This is a genomic window from Stenotrophomonas sp. YJH_SMC_73, from assembly GCF_059370155.1.
The window spans coordinates 53,793-69,142 of the sequence record NZ_JCAFTJ010000002.1 but is presented as its reverse complement, the minus strand read 5'-3'; the positions used below and the strand labels follow the sequence as shown (position 1 = coordinate 69,142).

14 protein-coding genes are annotated in these 15,350 nt (G+C 67.8%); 5 read left to right on the top strand and 9 right to left on the bottom strand.

Going from position 1 to position 15,350, the window contains the following annotated elements:
• Window positions 1-18: 18 nt before the first annotated feature.
• The 6 genes from AC5P8R_RS03565 to hutI all read right to left on the bottom strand — a co-directional run bounded on the left by AC5P8R_RS03565 (window position 19) and on the right by hutI (window position 9,186).
• Window positions 19-2,130, bottom strand: a complete 2,112-nt coding sequence (locus AC5P8R_RS03565) for a TonB-dependent receptor family protein (RefSeq protein ID WP_495222999.1) — start codon at window positions 2,128-2,130, stop codon at window positions 19-21.
• Window positions 2,131-2,324: 194 nt separating this feature from the next.
• Window positions 2,325-3,761 (bottom strand): serine hydrolase domain-containing protein, encoded by a 1,437-nt coding sequence (locus tag AC5P8R_RS03560; protein ID WP_169411397.1) that lies wholly within the window; start codon window positions 3,759-3,761, stop codon window positions 2,325-2,327.
• Window positions 3,762-3,909: 148 nt separating this feature from the next.
• Entirely contained in the window at window positions 3,910-5,577 is a 1,668-nt protein-coding gene (hutU, locus tag AC5P8R_RS03555) for a urocanate hydratase (RefSeq protein ID WP_495222998.1), read from the bottom strand.
• Complete coding sequence (gene hutG, locus AC5P8R_RS03550) at window positions 5,574-6,428, bottom strand: N-formylglutamate deformylase (RefSeq protein WP_014647626.1); 855 nt, start codon at window positions 6,426-6,428, stop codon at window positions 5,574-5,576. The genes hutU and hutG overlap by 4 nt, the downstream gene beginning before the upstream one ends.
• Window positions 6,425-7,966, bottom strand: a complete 1,542-nt coding sequence (hutH, locus tag AC5P8R_RS03545; protein ID WP_495222997.1) for a histidine ammonia-lyase — start codon at window positions 7,964-7,966, stop codon at window positions 6,425-6,427. The genes hutG and hutH overlap by 4 nt, the downstream gene beginning before the upstream one ends.
• Window positions 7,963-9,186, bottom strand: a complete 1,224-nt coding sequence (gene hutI, locus AC5P8R_RS03540; protein ID WP_495222996.1) for an imidazolonepropionase — start codon at window positions 9,184-9,186, stop codon at window positions 7,963-7,965. Before hutI ends, hutH begins: the two co-directional genes overlap by 4 nt.
• 67 nt (window positions 9,187-9,253) lie before the next feature.
• On the opposite strand from hutI, the gene AC5P8R_RS03535 reads away from it, so the two are divergent.
• The 4 genes from AC5P8R_RS03535 (at window position 9,254) to AC5P8R_RS03520 (ending at window position 12,059) form a co-directional block, all read left to right on the top strand.
• Complete coding sequence (locus tag AC5P8R_RS03535; RefSeq protein WP_495222995.1) at window positions 9,254-10,624, top strand: formimidoylglutamate deiminase; 1,371 nt, start codon at window positions 9,254-9,256, stop codon at window positions 10,622-10,624.
• A gap of 28 nt (window positions 10,625-10,652) precedes the next feature.
• On the top strand, window positions 10,653-11,381 hold the full coding sequence (gene hutC / locus AC5P8R_RS03530) for a histidine utilization transcriptional repressor HutC (protein WP_032957259.1): 729 nt from the start codon (window positions 10,653-10,655) through the stop codon (window positions 11,379-11,381).
• Window positions 11,382-11,475: 94 nt separating this feature from the next.
• Window positions 11,476-11,658 (top strand): type II toxin-antitoxin system HicA family toxin, encoded by a 183-nt coding sequence (locus tag AC5P8R_RS03525; protein WP_080053039.1) that lies wholly within the window; start codon window positions 11,476-11,478, stop codon window positions 11,656-11,658.
• A gap of 8 nt (window positions 11,659-11,666) precedes the next feature.
• Window positions 11,667-12,059, top strand: coding sequence for a type II toxin-antitoxin system HicB family antitoxin (locus AC5P8R_RS03520; protein WP_041863589.1), 393 nt, complete (start codon window positions 11,667-11,669; stop codon window positions 12,057-12,059).
• Window positions 12,060-12,205: 146 nt separating this feature from the next.
• On the opposite strand, the gene AC5P8R_RS03515 is transcribed toward AC5P8R_RS03520, so the two are convergent.
• The 3 genes from AC5P8R_RS03515 to AC5P8R_RS03505 all read right to left on the bottom strand — a co-directional run bounded on the left by AC5P8R_RS03515 (window position 12,206) and on the right by AC5P8R_RS03505 (window position 14,294).
• Window positions 12,206-13,210, bottom strand: a complete 1,005-nt coding sequence (locus AC5P8R_RS03515; RefSeq protein ID WP_049442482.1) for a restriction endonuclease — start codon at window positions 13,208-13,210, stop codon at window positions 12,206-12,208.
• Window positions 13,211-13,446: 236 nt separating this feature from the next.
• Window positions 13,447-13,938, bottom strand: coding sequence for a phasin family protein (locus tag AC5P8R_RS03510; protein WP_014647619.1), 492 nt, complete (start codon window positions 13,936-13,938; stop codon window positions 13,447-13,449).
• Between the two features lie 80 nt (window positions 13,939-14,018).
• On the bottom strand, window positions 14,019-14,294 hold the full coding sequence (locus AC5P8R_RS03505) for a polyhydroxyalkanoic acid system family protein (protein ID WP_005417302.1): 276 nt from the start codon (window positions 14,292-14,294) through the stop codon (window positions 14,019-14,021).
• Between the two features lie 125 nt (window positions 14,295-14,419).
• Here AC5P8R_RS03505 and AC5P8R_RS03500 point away from each other — a divergent pair, with 125 nt between their 5' ends.
• A complete protein-coding gene (locus AC5P8R_RS03500; RefSeq protein ID WP_032961655.1) occupies window positions 14,420-15,226 on the top strand; it encodes an FHA domain-containing protein in 807 nt (268 codons plus the stop codon).
• Window positions 15,227-15,350 lie beyond the last annotated feature (124 nt).

The window sequence follows — 15,350 nt, the reverse complement described above, 5'->3', positions numbered from 1 at the left end:
CGGCGCCGCCTACGGCAATCAGTCAAAGCGCCAGCGCATGCCCGCATAGACGCCACGACCTTCGCCCGGGGTCGAGCGCGCGACATCCTTGCCGGCGTCGTCATAACCCGGCGTGACCGTAGCGGCGTAGTGGCGGTTGCCGAGGTTGCGCATCTCCACCCAGGCCTGCCAGCGGCCACCGGGTGCGTCGTAGCCGATGCGGCTGCCGAAGATCACATGGCTGTCGGCCCAGTAGCTGTTGGCGTAGTCGACGGCGATGCGCGAGGCGTATTCGGTATTGAGCGCGGCGTACAGGCCGGATGCATGATCGAAGCGCAGCTCGGCCTGGTAGGCGTGGCGCGGCAGGCCGGGCAGGCGGTTGCTGCCGAAACGCCCGTCGTGGCGGTAGCGGAAATCGCTGAAGGTATAGGCCTGGCGAAGCGACAGCCGGCCCGGTGCAGCCTGCCACAGCGTGCTGTCCAATCCGGCCTCGATGCCGCGGTGAACGGTGGGGCTGGCGTTGTTCTCGGCGATGAACAGGTTCGGCACCGGTTGCAGTTCAACGCTCAGCAGTTCGTGGTTCACGTGCGCGTAGTAGCCGGTCAGTTCCCAGCGGCCCAGCGCCGCGTCACCGCGCGCGCCCAGTTCCAGCGTGGTGGCGGTCTGGTTCTGCATCGGCACCGGCGCGCGCTGGCGGCCGGTAGACGGGCCATTGCCTGGCCCGAAGTACTGGTTCGAGCCCCAGATCATCGACCACGGGTGCGGCGCCTCCACCGAGCGGCTGAGGTTGCCGAACCACTGGGTCTGGGCGCTGTGCTGCCAGGTGAAGCCCAGTCGCGGCGCATGGTCCCAGTCGTGGTCGCGCAGGCGGCCACCGCTGCTCGGCCAGGTCACCTGCACATCGCGACCGGTGTTGATCAGTGCCAGCCCGGCCTGCATGCGCAGGCGGTCATTGAAGGCGAGGGTATTGCTGACGTGCAGCGTGCTGTCGGTGCCGTGGTGGCGGAAGTCACGCGTGCGCGTGCCGGCGGCATAGCCGTTGCTGGCAAAGCGCAGCGACTCGCGCACGTCGGCGTCCAGATCGTGGGTGACGCGCAGGCCGACCGTGGTTTCGCTGTCCAGGCCGAACAGCCGGTGGCGGCGGCGGTAGTCCAGCGTGGCGTTGAGGTTGGCGTAGTCCAGCTGCTGCCGGTACAGGCTCTCGTTCAAGTCCATCGGGTACGTGTGATAGACCAGCCCGGCCTGCAACGAGGAGTCTTCATCGATCTGCAGCGTGGTGACGTTGCCCACCCAGGTGCTGCCCGGCTGCGGGCGACGCGCATCGATGGCCAGGTTGGCCGCATTCGCGGCACGCGGATCGTTACGGATCTGATCGCGGGTCAGGCGACCGGGCGTTTCATGATTGGTTTCGCGGTAGCGCACGAAGAAACGCGTCTGCAGGTCGGGCGTGATCTGCCAGCCGATGTTGGCCATCGCGCCCTTGCCGTCGCCGCGCGCATGACGCTGGTAACCGTCGAATTCGGTATCGGTGTAGGCCAGGAAGTAGTCGACATCACCACTGACGCCGCCCCAGCTGATGCCGCGCTTCTGGTAGCCACGGCTGCCGGCTTCGTAGTGCAGCTGCACGCCCGCCGAATCACGACCGCTGCGGCTGACGTAGTCGATGGCACCACCCAGCGCCAACGCACCGCGCTCGAAGCCGTTGGCGCCCCGCAGGACTTCCACGCGCGACAGCCACAGCGGTTCCAGCAGCTCGTAGGGCGTGCCGCTCGGGCCGGTCAGTGGCAGGCCGTCGATCGACACCGCAATGCCCGAGGCGTGCGCGCCCGGGCCCCGGTTGATGCCCGAGCCACGGATCGAGATCCTGGTGCCCTCATTACCCGGCGACTGCGCGCTGATACCCGGCTGGTAGGCCAACACATCGGCGCTGGTGGATAGTCGGCTGTCGGCCTTGGCCACGTCGATGACGTTGCTGGCGCCGGGGATGCGCTTCAGGGCCTCGCGCGCCTGCGCGCTGGCATCGGCGGCAGCGGTGACCTGCACGGCATCGAGGGTGGTGGCCTGCGGGGCGGCGGCGGCGGTGGAAGCCAGGGCGAGGGAAACAGCCAGGAACAGCAGCGACGGGTGAGGGCGGTACGACGGAAGCGACATGCGGGAATGCTGTAAACCACGAAAGTGGCGCGCAAGTTAACAGGTCGACAGCGCCGCGTCACCCGCCGGCGGCGTATGGCCGCCCGCCGTGTTCCTGTAGAGCCGAGCCCACGCTCGGCTAATCGCGCGCAGCGCGGGTTGTCTGCCATCGCGGCGAAGAGCAGCCGAGCATGGGCTCGGCGCTACAGCAGGGTTTATGGCGAGGGTTTCGCCAGCTTCTTGGCCTTCGCGTACAGCCGATCAGCCGCTTCCCTATCGCCCAATGCCGCATGGCACTCGGCCAGGCTGTCCCACGCGTTGGCCGAATCCGGATACAGCTCGGCGTTGAGCGCGAACACTTTCAGCGCCTTGCTGGCACCAAGACTCTCGCGGATGGCATAGCCATCACCGTTGATCGCACGCTCCAGTTCGCCGGTGGGAACGCCATTGCTGTCGCGCAGCCAGCTACGCATCTGCGGTTTCGCATCGGTGCTGTCATCCAGCGCATAGCCGATCAGCCGCTCGGACAACACCGCATGCGGAAACTCCCCGGGCGCAACCACCGCCATCGTGCTCTCCACCAGCGTGCTGGACCAGACATTGCGGGCGCTGCCATTGGTCAGGTACACGAACACCCAGTAACCGTTGGCCAGCGTGCCCTTGTAGGCCAACCGCGCACGAACGCGGGTGCCGCCATCATGACCGACCTGGGTGTAGCCATCGCTGCGGGTGGTATCCCAACCGGTGGAGAAGAAATTGCTGCCGCCACCGCTCAGCTTCTGCGGCTGCCAGAGTTTTTCCAGGGTCGCCGTGCGCACCAGCTTGCCGGTCGCCAGCGCCTGCAGGAAACGGTTCATGTCGCCCACGGTGGTCTGCAGGTCGGCATGCCCCCAGCCGTAGTTGGGCCAGGGATCTTCATTGGCCGGTTGCAACGCGCCATCCTTGCCGATGTACGGCACCGCCGCGCGCTCGACCGGCACGTTGGCGATGCCCCATGACGTGCTGGTCATCTTCAATGGCTGCAGGATGCGTTCGCGCGCGATGGCCGGGTAGGGCGTGCGGTAGTGTGCTTCCAGCAGCGCTGTCAGCACCAGGTAGTTGGCCTGGGTGTACTGCACGCGGCTGCCGGTGGCGAACTGCATCGGTGCCGCACCGGCCACCTTCAGTGCCGCGCCAAGGTCAGGCGCTACACCGGGGTAGCCCTTGCTCACCCAGCGGTTATCCACCCGGTCGTAGTACTCGCCGATGCCGGAGCTGTGGTTGAGGAAATCACGCACGTGGATCGCCTGCCATGCAATCGGCAGGCCCGGCACGTAGCGGCTGGCCGGCGCATCCAGATCCACCTTGCCCTGATCGACCAGTTGCATCACCAGCGTGCTGGTCAGCAGCTTGGCCATCGACTGCGCGGCGAAGATGGTCTCGACGGTGGCAGGCGCATGGGCAGCGGGATCACGTTCACCGCTGGCGCCCTGGTAGAGCACCTGGCCGTTGTGGGCGACCAGTACCGCCTGGCCGGCAATGCCGTAGCGCTCGCGGTTGCTCTGCAGTTGGGCGTCGAGCTGAGTGGAGAGATTGGTGGGGACGTCACGCGCCGAAGCGGGCTGGATCGCAAACAGCGTGCAGAGCAGTGCGGCAGCGAGCGTGCGGTACATCGCGGTGATCCATCAGCGGTGATGGCGCATGTTGGTCACGACCGACGAGCGGGTCAAGGCCGCCGATTCCCGCATCGGGGAGAGCCGGCCAGCGGCCGGCACTACCACACGTTTCGGTAGTGCCGGCCGCTGGCCGGCACCTCCGTGATCAGCCGAGGATCCCAGGCAGATCCAGTCCCTTTTCCTTCGCGCAGTCGATCGCGATGCCATACCCCGCATCGGCATGGCGCATCACGCCAGTGGCCGGGTCGTTCCACAGCACGCGGCCAATCCGCTTCGCCGCCGCTTCGGTGCCATCACAGACAATCACCATGCCGGCGTGCTGCGAGAAGCCCATGCCCACGCCGCCACCGTGGTGCAGCGACACCCAGGTCGCGCCGCTGGCGGTGTTGAGCAGGGCGTTCAGCAGCGGCCAGTCGGACACCGCATCGGAGCCGTCGGCCATCGCTTCGGTTTCGCGGTTCGGCGAGGCGACGCTGCCGCTGTCCAGATGGTCACGACCGATCACCACCGGTGCCTTCAGTTCGCCGTTGGCCACCATTTCATTGAAGGCCAGGCCGAGGCGATCACGATCACCCAGGCCGACCCAGCAGATGCGTGCCGGCAGGCCCTGGAACTTGATCTTCTCGGCGGCCATGTCCAGCCAGCGGTGCAGGTGCGGGTTGTCCGGAATCAGTTCCTTCACCTTTGCATCGGTCTTGGCGATGTCTTCCGGATCACCGCTCAGTGCGGCCCAGCGGAACGGGCCGATGCCGCGGCAGAACAGTGGACGGATATAGGCCGGCACGAAACCCGGGAAATCGAAGGCATTGGACACGCCTTCTTCCAGTGCCATCTGCCGCAGGTTGTTGCCGTAGTCCACGGTCGGCACGCCCAGCGCATGGAAGCCGAGCATGGCGCGGATGTGGTTGGCCATCGATGCACGCGCGGCCTTCTCCACTTCCTTGGGGGCGGAAGCGCGCTTCTCATCCCACTGTTCGACCGTCCAGCCCTGCGGCAGGTAGCCGTTCACCGGGTCGTGCGCGGAGGTCTGGTCGGTCAGCAGGTCCGGCTTCACGCCGCGCTTGAGCAGTTCGGCCAGCACATCGGCCACATTGCCGAGCAGGCCCACCGACTTCGGCGTGCCTGCCTTGCACGACTCGTCGATCAGGCGCAGCGCTTCGTCCAGATTATCGGTCCAGGTGTCGAGGTAGCCGGTGCGCAGGCGCATGTCGATGCTGCTCTTGCGGCACTCGACGGCCAGGCAGGAGGCGCCGGCCATCACCGCGGCCAGCGGCTGTGCGCCGCCCATGCCACCGAGGCCACCGGTGAACAGCCACTTGCCGCTCAGGTTGCCACCGAAATGCTGGCGCCCCATCTCCACGAATGTCTCGTAGGTGCCCTGCACGATGCCCTGCGCGCCGATGTAGATCCAGCTGCCGGCGGTCATCTGGCCGTACATGGCCAGGCCTTTCCTATCCAGCTCGTTGAAGTGGTCCCAGTTGGCCCAGCGCGGCACCAGGTTGGAATTGGCGATCAGCACGCGCGGCGCGTCGGCGTGGGTGCGGAACACGCCTACCGGCTTGCCCGACTGCACCAGCAGGGTCTGGTCGTCGTCCAGGCGCTTGAGCGTCTCGACGATGGCATCGAAGCTTTCCCAGTCGCGCGCGGCGCGGCCGATGCCGCCGTACACCACCAGTTCCTGCGGGCGCTCGGCCACGTCCGGGTGCAGGTTGTTCATCAGCATGCGCAGCGGTGCTTCGGTCAGCCAGCTCTTGGCATTGAGCGTGGTGCCGGTCGGCGCGGCGACGGTGCGGGATGGGTCGTTGCGGGTCATGCGGCGCTCCGGTTCGTAGCAAATTCAAGGCAGGCGTTGAGCACCTGCGCCAGGGTGTGGCGCAGTGGTGCGGCGTGGGCGGGGTCGAGCGGGGTGGGCCAGCTGTGTTCGTCCACCTGGTCCGGCAGGGGCTCGTGCATGTAGCCGCGGCAGGCAAGTTCCATCTGCAGGCTGTGCACGCCGGCGGCGATGTTGCTGTAGTGGCGGGTGATCCAGCCGCCCTTGAAGCGGCCGTTGCGCACCTGGCTCATGCCGCTGATTTTCAGCAGGTTCTCCACCACATCGCTCAAGGCGTTGTCGCAGGAGGTGTCCGGTGCACCGGAGGGGCCGGCGGTACCCAGGTTGAACTGCGGCAGCTCGCCTTCGAACAGGTGCGGGATGTGTGAGCGGATCGAGTGCGCGTCGTACACCACCACGGTAGCGTGGCGTGCGCGCAGGCGCGTGATCTGCGCCGCCAGCGCATCGTGGTAAGGCAGGAAATACGTGTCGCGGCGACGGGCGATTTCCGCTTCGTCCGGTTCGCGCCCGGCGTGGTACAGCGGCTGGTTGTCGAAGGTGGTCAGCGGACACAGGCCGGTGGTGTTCTGGCCCGGGTACAGCGACACGCCGCTGGGATCGCGGTTGAGGTCGATCACCGAACGCGAGATCGCCGAGCGCACCGTGGTCGCGCCCATGCCACGCACGAAGTCGTACAGTTCGTGTACCCACCAGTCTGTGTCGCGGCGGGCCAGCCACGGTGAGTGGTAGTCGCCGATCAGGTCGTGCGGCAGCTCGCTGCCGGTATGCGGAAAGCTGACGATGAGGGGGGCGTCGCCTTCGTGCACCGTCAGCCATTCGGGATGGGTATTCATGCCTGCGGTTCCACGGTTGGCAGCAGGTCGGTCAGGCCCTGCGCCAGCGCGCCACTGCGCACCAGATTCGTGGCGGTCACCATGTCCGGATGGAAGTAGCGGTCTTCTTCCAGCGTCGGCACCTGCGCACGCAGGGTGGCGCGCACGGTTTCCAGCGCGGCGCTGGAGCGCAGCGGGGCGTGGAAGTCGCAACCCTGCGCAGCGGCCAGCAGCTCGATGCCGATCACGTTGGCGGCGTTCTCGGCCATCTGCATCAGCCGGCGTGCGCCATGCGCGGCCATCGACACATGGTCTTCCTGGTTGGCCGAGGTCGGGATCGAGTCAACGCTGGCCGGGTAGGCGCGCTGCTTGTTTTCCGAGACCAGTGCAGCGGCGGTCACCTGCGGAATCATGAAGCCGGAATTCAAACCGGGGCGCGGGGTCAGGAAGGCGGGCAGGCCGGACAGCGCCGGGTCCACCAGCATCGCCAGGCGGCGCTCGCTGATCGAACCGATCTCGCACACCGCCATCGCCAGCATGTCGGCCGCGAAGGCCACCGGCTCTGCGTGGAAGTTGCCACCGGACAACGCTTCGCCGGTATCCGTGAACACCAGCGGATTGTCAGAGACGCCGTTGGCTTCGATTTCCAGCGTGGTCGCGGCCTGGCGCAGGATGTCCAGCGCCGCGCCCATCACCTGCGGCTGGCAGCGCAGGCAGTACGGATCCTGCACGCGCACGTCGTTGTCACGGTGTGATTCGCGGATGTCCGAGCCCTGCATCAGCGCGCGCAGAGTGGCGGCGGTGGCGATCTGCCCGCGCTGGCCGCGGATCGCGTGGATGCGCGGGTCGAAGGGCGTGTCGGAACCCTTGGCCGCTTCCACCGACAGCGCGCCGGTCACCAGTGCGGCCTGGAACACGGTCTCGATCTCGAACAGGCCCGCCAGCGCATAGGCGGTGGAGAACTGGGTGCCGTTGAGCAGCGCCAGGCCTTCCTTCGCGCCCAGCTCGATCGGTTGCAGGCCGGCACGTGCCAGTGCATCGACCGCCGGCAGGCGCTCGTCGCCAAGGAAGGCTTCGCCTACGCCCAGCATCACGCTGGCCAGGTGCGAGAGCGGCGCCAGGTCACCCGAGGCACCCACCGAGCCCTGTGCGGGCACCACCGGCAGCACGCCCTTGACCAGCATCGCTTCCAGCAGCAGCAGGGTCTCCTCGCGAATGCCTGACGCACCCTGCGCCAGGCTGACCAGCTTAAGCGCCATCATCAGGCGCACCACGCTGGCAGGCATCGGCTCGCCCACGCCAGCGGCATGCGAGAGCACGATGTTCCGCTGCAGGGTGGCCAGGTCCTCGCGCTCGATGCGCACGCTGGCCAGCTTGCCGAAGCCGGTGTTGATGCCATACACCGGCGCGCCCTTGGCGACGATCGCGGCGACGGCCGCCGCACTGGCGCGCACCACCGGCAGCGCGGCCGGGTCCAGTGCAAGCGGCGCACCGCGATAGACCTGCCGCCACTGGGCGAGAGTGACATGGCCGGGGCGAAGAACCAGGGTGTTGCTCATGTGTTGCTCCAGGAGGCAGGCAGGTCGGGCTGTCCGCGCACCACGCGCGCGTGCAGCGGGTTGAATCCAATGCGATAGACCAGGTCGGCGGGGGCGTCGATGTCCCAGATCGCCAGGTCGCAGTCCAGGCCCACGGCCAGGCGGCCGATTCGGTCGCCATGGCCCAGTGCGCGCGCCGCTTCACGGGTGAAGCCGGCGATGCACTCGTCCACGGTCAGGCGGAACAGGGTGGCGCCCATGTTCATCGCCAGCAGCGGGCTGGTCAGTGGTGAGGTGCCGGGGTTGCTGTCGGTGGCCAGCGCCAGTGGCACGCCGGCCGCGCGTAGCGCCGCAATCGGCGGCAGGGTGGTATCGCGGGTGAAATAGAAGGCACCGGGCAGCAGCACGGCGACGGTGCCGGCCGCCGCCATCGCGGCAATGCCGGCATCGTCCAGATGTTCGATATGGTCGGCCGACAGTGCACCGAAGCTGGCGGCCAGTTCGGCGCCATGCTGGTTGCTCAGCTGCTCGGCGTGGATCTTCACCGCCAGCCCGTTGGCGCGTGCCGCTTCGAAGACCTGCCGCGCCTGTGCCGGCGAGAACGCGATGTTCTCGCAGAACACATCCACCGCTTCGGCCAGGCCTTCGGCGGCGATGGCCGGAATCATCACGTTGCACACCTCGTCGGTGTATTCCTGTGCTTCGCGGCCCGGCGGAATCGCGTGTGCGCCGAGGAAGGTGGTCACCACGTTGACCCGGCATTCCTCGCCCAGCGCACGCGCCACCTGCAGCTGCTTGCGTTCGTCGGGCAGGGTCAGGCCGTAGCCGGACTTGATCTCGAGGGTGGTCACGCCCTCGGCGCGCATCGCCAGCAACCGTGGGCGGCTTTCGCGGGCCAGCTGTTCCGGCGTGGCGGCGCGGGTGGCGCGCACAGTGGAGACGATGCCGCCGCCGGCACGGGCGATCTCGGCATAACTGACACCCTGCAGGCGCTGCTCGAATTCGTTGGCGCGGTTGCCGGCGTAGACCAGGTGGGTGTGGCAGTCGATCAAGCCCGGGGAGATCCAGCGGCCTTCGCCGTCGATGCGGGTGGTCGGCTGCAGGTGGGCATCGCTGCCGGCGGTGCCGACATGGACGATGCGGCCCTCGGCGCAGGCCAGTACGCCATCGCGGATGACACCCAGGCCCTCGCCATCGAGGGTGATCAGGTGAACGTTGGACCACAGGGTTTCGACGTGCATGGCATCCACAACGCGGCTGTGCTTATATGTCTATACAATATAGGCGTCCATTTCGGGTTGTCCAGCCATGTCCGATTCGCGTTCCCCGCACCGTTTCCATGCCGCCCACGCCCTGCTGGCCGACGGCTGGGCCCGTGACGTCCGCCTGCAGGTGCAGGACGGTCGCATCACGGCGATCAGCACGGGGCAGGGCGCCCAGGCCGGCGACACTCGCGTCGGCATCCTGGTGCCGGGCCTGCCCAATCTGCACAGCCATGCCTTCCAGCGCGGCATGGCCGGGCTGACCGAGATCGGCGGCGGCGACGGTGACAGCTTCTGGAGCTGGCGCGAGCTGATGTACCGTTTCCTGGCCCACCTGCGCCCAGACGCGGTGCAGGCCATTGCCGCCCAGGCCTATATGGAAATGCTGGAAAGTGGCTTCACCCGCGTCGGCGAGTTCCATTACCTGCACCACGATGCCGACGGCCGGCCGTATGCCAACCGCGCCGAGATGAGTGCGCGGATCGCCGCCGCCGCCGACCAGACCGGCATCGGCCTGACCCTGCTGCCGGTGTTCTATGCGCATGCCGATTTCGGCGGGGCGGCGCCGAATCCAGCGCAGCGGCGCCTGATCCACGACGTGGACGGCTTCGCGCAGCTGCTGGAGGCCGCCAAGCCGGCCTTGGCCGCGCTGCCCGACGCGGTGCTCGGCATCGCACCGCACAGCCTGCGTGCGGTCACCGGCGAGGAACTGAGTGCGTTGCTGCCGCTGACCGACGGCCCGGTGCACATCCATATCGCCGAGCAGGTGCGCGAAGTGGAGGCCTGCCTGGCCTGGAGCGGCCAGCGCCCGGTGCAGTGGCTGTACAACCATGCGCCGGTGGATGCGCGCTGGTGCCTGGTGCATGCCACCCATATCACTGATGACGAGCGCGCGGCCATCGTCGCCAGCCAGGCCGTGGCCGGCCTGTGCCCGATCACCGAGGCCAACCTGGGCGACGGCCTGTTCCCGATGCAGGCGTTCGCGCGCGAGGGCGGGCGCTTCGGCGTCGGTTCCGATTCCAATGTGCTGATCGACGCGGCCGAAGAACTGCGCCTGCTCGAGTACGGCCAACGGCTTACCCTGCGCGGGCGCAACGTGCTGGCGCCGGATGCCACCCGCAGCAGCGGTCGTTTCCTGTTTGAAGGTGCACTGCACGGTGGCGCACAGGCGCTGGGCGTGGCCGCCGGCCTGCAGGTCGGCGCCAGTGCCGACCTGGTTGAACTGGACGCCGCACACCCGGCGCTGCAGGCGCGACAGGATGACGCATGGCTTGACAGCTGGGTGTTCGCCGCACGTAATGGCGCGCTGCGATCGGTCTGGCGCCATGGCCGCCAGTGCGTGGCCGAGGGCCGCCACCTGCAGCGCGAGGCGATCACCAGCGCCTTCGCTGCCGCCCTGCGCGGCGTGCTGGGCTGATCGCCTCCCGCCACCGAGACCCCATTACGTGAAGGCCAGCAAGTCCGCCACGCTCAACCAGCGTATCCGCAGCGATCTGGAAAGCCGCATCCTCAGTGGAGAGTGGGCGCCGGGCTTCCGGATTCCGTACGAGCACGAGTTGATGGAGCAGTACGGATGCTCGCGGATGACGGTGAACAAGGTGCTGACCGCACTGGCCGAGAGCGGCATGATCGAGCGCCGCCGTCGCGCGGGTTCGTTCGTGGCGCGTCAGCCACCGCACCTGGAGCAGGTGGCGCTGGAGATTCCCGATATCGCGATGGAAGTCGGCTCGCGGGGACATCAGTACGCCTATCGACTGCTGCAGCGCGACCTGCGCCTGGCCGATGCCGGCAATGCCGGCGAAGTCGAGCTGGCCGGCAGCGAAATGCTGCTGGCGATGCGCTGCCTGCACCTGGCCGATGGCCGCCCGCTGGCACTGGAGCACCGCCTGATCAGCCCGGTGGGCGTGCCCGAGGTGTTGGAGGTCGACTTCAGCACCACCGCCCCGGGCAGCTGGCTGCTGCAGAACGTGTCCTGGACCCGTGCCCAGCATCGCATCAGTGCCTGGGGCGCGGATACTGCCACCGCCAGGCTGCTGGATGTGAAGCCCGGTACCGCCTGCCTGGTGATCGAACGCCTGACCTGGCGTGGCGAACAGCCGATCACCCGCGTTCGCCAGGTGTTCCTGGGGGATGCCTGGGACCTGGTGGCGCGCTTCGCGCCGGGCGCGCGATAGGGATTCCATCCACGCATGGCGTGGATCTACTCTGCCGAAACGACTGTCGCCTTGAACTCTGTCGGGGCGTGTGTACGATGTGTATCGTCCCTGCATGAAGAGCAGGGACCTCATCCGGGAACTGGAAGCGGCAGGTTGGATCTGTCGTCGGATCCGCGGATCCCATCATGTATTCGTGCACTCGCAGCACCCTCACATCATCACCGTTCCTCACCCAAGGAAGGATCTGGGGAAAGGGCTGGTGCAGGCGTTGCGGAAGCTCGCAGGACTGACGTAGGAGGGCCCATGCGATATCCAGTCTTGATCGAGGCGGGCGATGAGCGCACCGCGTGGGGTGTGGTCGTTCCAGATCTGCCGGGGTGCTTCTCAGCGGCCGACACGCTTGATGATGCGCTCACTGCGGCGGAAGAGGCGGCGCTCGCCTGGATTGATGTGGCCCTGGATGAGGGGCGCTCGATTCCGACACCTTCAGCGCCGCAGAAGATCGCCGCCGAGGCATCCAAGGACATCTGTTGGATTCTTGCGTACATCTGCGTTGATCCGGCTCTGCTGGACGACACCATCGAGCGGGTCAATATCAGCCTGCCACGCCGGATCCTGGCGAGGCTGGATGCGCAGGCCAGAGCGGCGGGTGAATCGCGCTCCAGTTACATCGCCCATCTCGCGGCATTGGGCTGAGCAGGCGCCATGTGGAGCCGAGCCCATGCTCGGCTGTTGTTCGCGCGTGGCTCAACTCTGCAAAGGCATCCACGCGTGGCGTGGATCTACCAAGGGGTCGCGCATCGGGATTCAGTAGATCCACGCCATGCGCGGATGCTGCGCCATCAATACGTAGCGCACTGCCGCCAGCGTACGGGCTCATCCACGCCGGGGCGGGCGTTGAGCTGGATGCGCACGTTGCGCAGCGCGGGGTAGTGCAGCACTTCCTCGCAGACCAGCGGCCACACCGCGTCCAGTTCGCCGGTGCGGTTGATCGCCAGTGTCTGCCGGGTCAGCCAGACACCGCTGGCGATGCCGGGCTTGCCGGCCAGGGCGCGGGCCAGATCGGCCTGGAAGCGCTCCAGCGTGGCGGCATCGGGGTCGGGATTGCTGCGCGCGTCGGTCGCGGGCGCGACGGCAGGCGTGGGAGCGGGGGCGACCGCAGGGACTGCTTCGATCGGGGCGGGTGCGGCTGAAGGCGCGGCCGAAGGCGTTGCCACCACCGGCGCCGCAGCGACCGGAGTGGCCTCTTCCACATGCAGGCCCTGCAGACCCAGGCCGACAAGCAGCCCCAGCGTGGCCGAACCCAGTGCGGCAATGGCAATGCGGCGCAGCGCTTCGTGCCGGGCGCTGGCGCGCACGCGCGCTTCGATATCGGCAGGGAGGTAGGGCTGCAGCAACGGCCACAGGCGCGGCCCGTCCAGCACTTCAACCGCCTGCTTCTCGGCGGCGCCACGGCCGTCGCGCTCGATACGGCCTTCGGTCAGCAGTACGCCACCCTTGGCGCCGGCCAGGCGCGCGGCCGCACCCAGTTCGTTCACTGCGGCGGTGCCGATGCGGTAGGCCAGGCCGTGCTTGCACGACACCAGCCATTGATTGGGGCCATCGCTGAGCAGGAAGTCGCTGCTCGGCTCGCGGGCATCTTCGGCCGGATCGATCAGCTCACGCAGGCCGCGCTGTTCGCGCAGCATGCGCTTGACCAGAACCGAGAATTCGCGCCAGTGCATGCCTGCCAGGGCCTGCAGGCCGAGTTGCATCTCCTTCTGCCGCCGCTTGATCCACCACAGATAGACAACGGCCAGGGAACAGGTAAGCAGGGCCGACAGCAGGGCCAGGATCCAGGGGAGCATGCAGGAGTAGGGCGGAAGGGGCGAAAGCGGAGAGCGACAGTGTAAAGGTCGCGGTGCCCGGCTGGGTCAGGATGTTCCTGACAGGAAGCGTGATGGAGCGCGCAGATCGGTATACGGCGGACACGAAAAACCCGCCAATCCTGAAGCCGTGAGGGGAGGGAACAAACGGCAGCCGAAGCGATTGGCGGGTTGCTCGCGATTGTCAATCAAAATTTATTGCATTGCAACAATTGCCCTCAGGGAATGCTGTCCGGCGATTGATGGCTGCCCGGGGCGGGGGCATCTGCACCCGAAGCCGCCCGGTTTTCCAGCCTGGCCAGGCGCGCGTGCAGGGCATCGATGCGGGCTTCCAGCGCGGTCACCTCGTCGGCCGTGGGCACATGCAGCCGCTTGAGCACGCCCTGCACCTGGTCATCGAAGGCCTTCTCGACCTTGTTCCAGGTGCCCGAGGCCTTCTCGCGGGCTTCATCCAGGGACGATTCGACGTTGTCACGCCAGCCCGGGCCCTGTTCGCCGCTGCGTTCACGGCGGCGGGCTTCCCAGGCTTCGCCTTCCTTCACCAGGCCGTCGAAGAAGCGGCTGCCCTCGGCCTGCGCGCGCCCCAGCGCACCCAGCCCGGCCAGCCAGACCTGTTGCGCCGAATCGCTGAGCTTGCGCGAGAAGCGCTCGGCCTGGTCACCGAAAGAGGCGTCGTCGTTGCGGCGGTCGTCGTTCTCGTAGTGGTTCATCGCACTTCCCGTGGGAGTTGGGCCTGCCCCGAGAGTAGCGCGCGGTGGCGTTGCACGGCCGTGATGGCCGCCGCCAGGATTCAGCCCAGCTTTTCCTTCAGCACGCGCTGGATCTCGCCTTCGACCATGCCCTTCATCGCCGACAGCAGGAAACCGAGCTTGGCGGTCACGCGCACGGCGCCCGGCTGCAGTTCGATCGCACCGTCCACACCGCTGCCGGAGAAGTTCAGGACGTCGGCGGTCCAGGACGACTTCAGGCCGAAGCGCTCGGACAGCTTGGCAGCGACCTGTTCGATCGCGGCGCGCGCCTGTGCGTCGGGCAGGGCGTGGGCGTGGCGGACATCGATGGTGGACATGCAGGCTCCTGGCGCAGGGCGGGGATGATCAAAGAGGGCGAGCATTGTGCGCATCAAGGGCCGCCGCGCCAAGCACTCATCGTGGGTTCTTCTTCGTTGGCGACCAACCTGCTAGGCTGCGCCGCGTGCAGAACCTGCTAGTTCACTTCAGTCAGCAACAACAGCCCGACCAGCCCCTGCGGCCCGGGGTGCAGCGCATCGTGCGCCAGGCCAACGGCAGCGTGCGGCTCGGTGATGCCGGCCACGGCGCCCTGCTGCTGGCCCAGTTCTGCATGGACGATCGCGGCCTCTGGCTGCAGGTCGGCAATGGCATCCGCGGCATCCACGTCAATGGTCGACCGGTGCGCCGGATGGCCCTGCTGCGCGCGGGCGATGCGGTATACGTGGATGGCGTGGAGATGGTGCTGCAGGGCGAAGTCGAGAGCCTGCTGCAGGCGCCTGCGCCGAAGAACGAGGATGGCAGCGACGAGCAGCAACGACTGCTGCGCGGTGTCGGTGGCCTGCACCATGGCCGCAGTTTCACCCTGTCGCAGGCCCGCCTGATCGGCCGCGGCAACGAGGCCGACATCGCCATCGATGACCCGGCCTTCGCCGAACAGCATGCCCGCGTGGAAGTGCACGGCGAGCGCGTGCTGCTGCGCGACCTGGGCAGCGCCGACGGTACCCGGGTCAACGGCGTGGCCGTGCGCCACTGCTGGCTGCAGGCCGGCGACCAGGTCGTGTTCGATGGCCAGCACCGGTTCGTGCTGGAAGTGCCGCACGATCCGCGCCGGCGGCCGCTGCCCGCCGAGGACGACGCCAGCCACGAGGCCGAGCAGGCGCCGGTGCTGCCGGCCGCGCCGCGCAGGGTCCGGCGCTGGCCGTGGCTGCTGGTGAGTGCGCTGCTGCTGGCCGCACTGCTCAGCCTGCTGCTCTGGTTCGGCGCGCGCTGATCTGAATCCGCTGGGTCCGCGCCCTGGTGGGTGCCGACCTTGATCGGCACGCTCCGTCGGCGGGCTTGACGCCTGGCAGCACACGGCTTTGGTAGGTGCCGACCTTGGTCGGCACGCTTTTTCG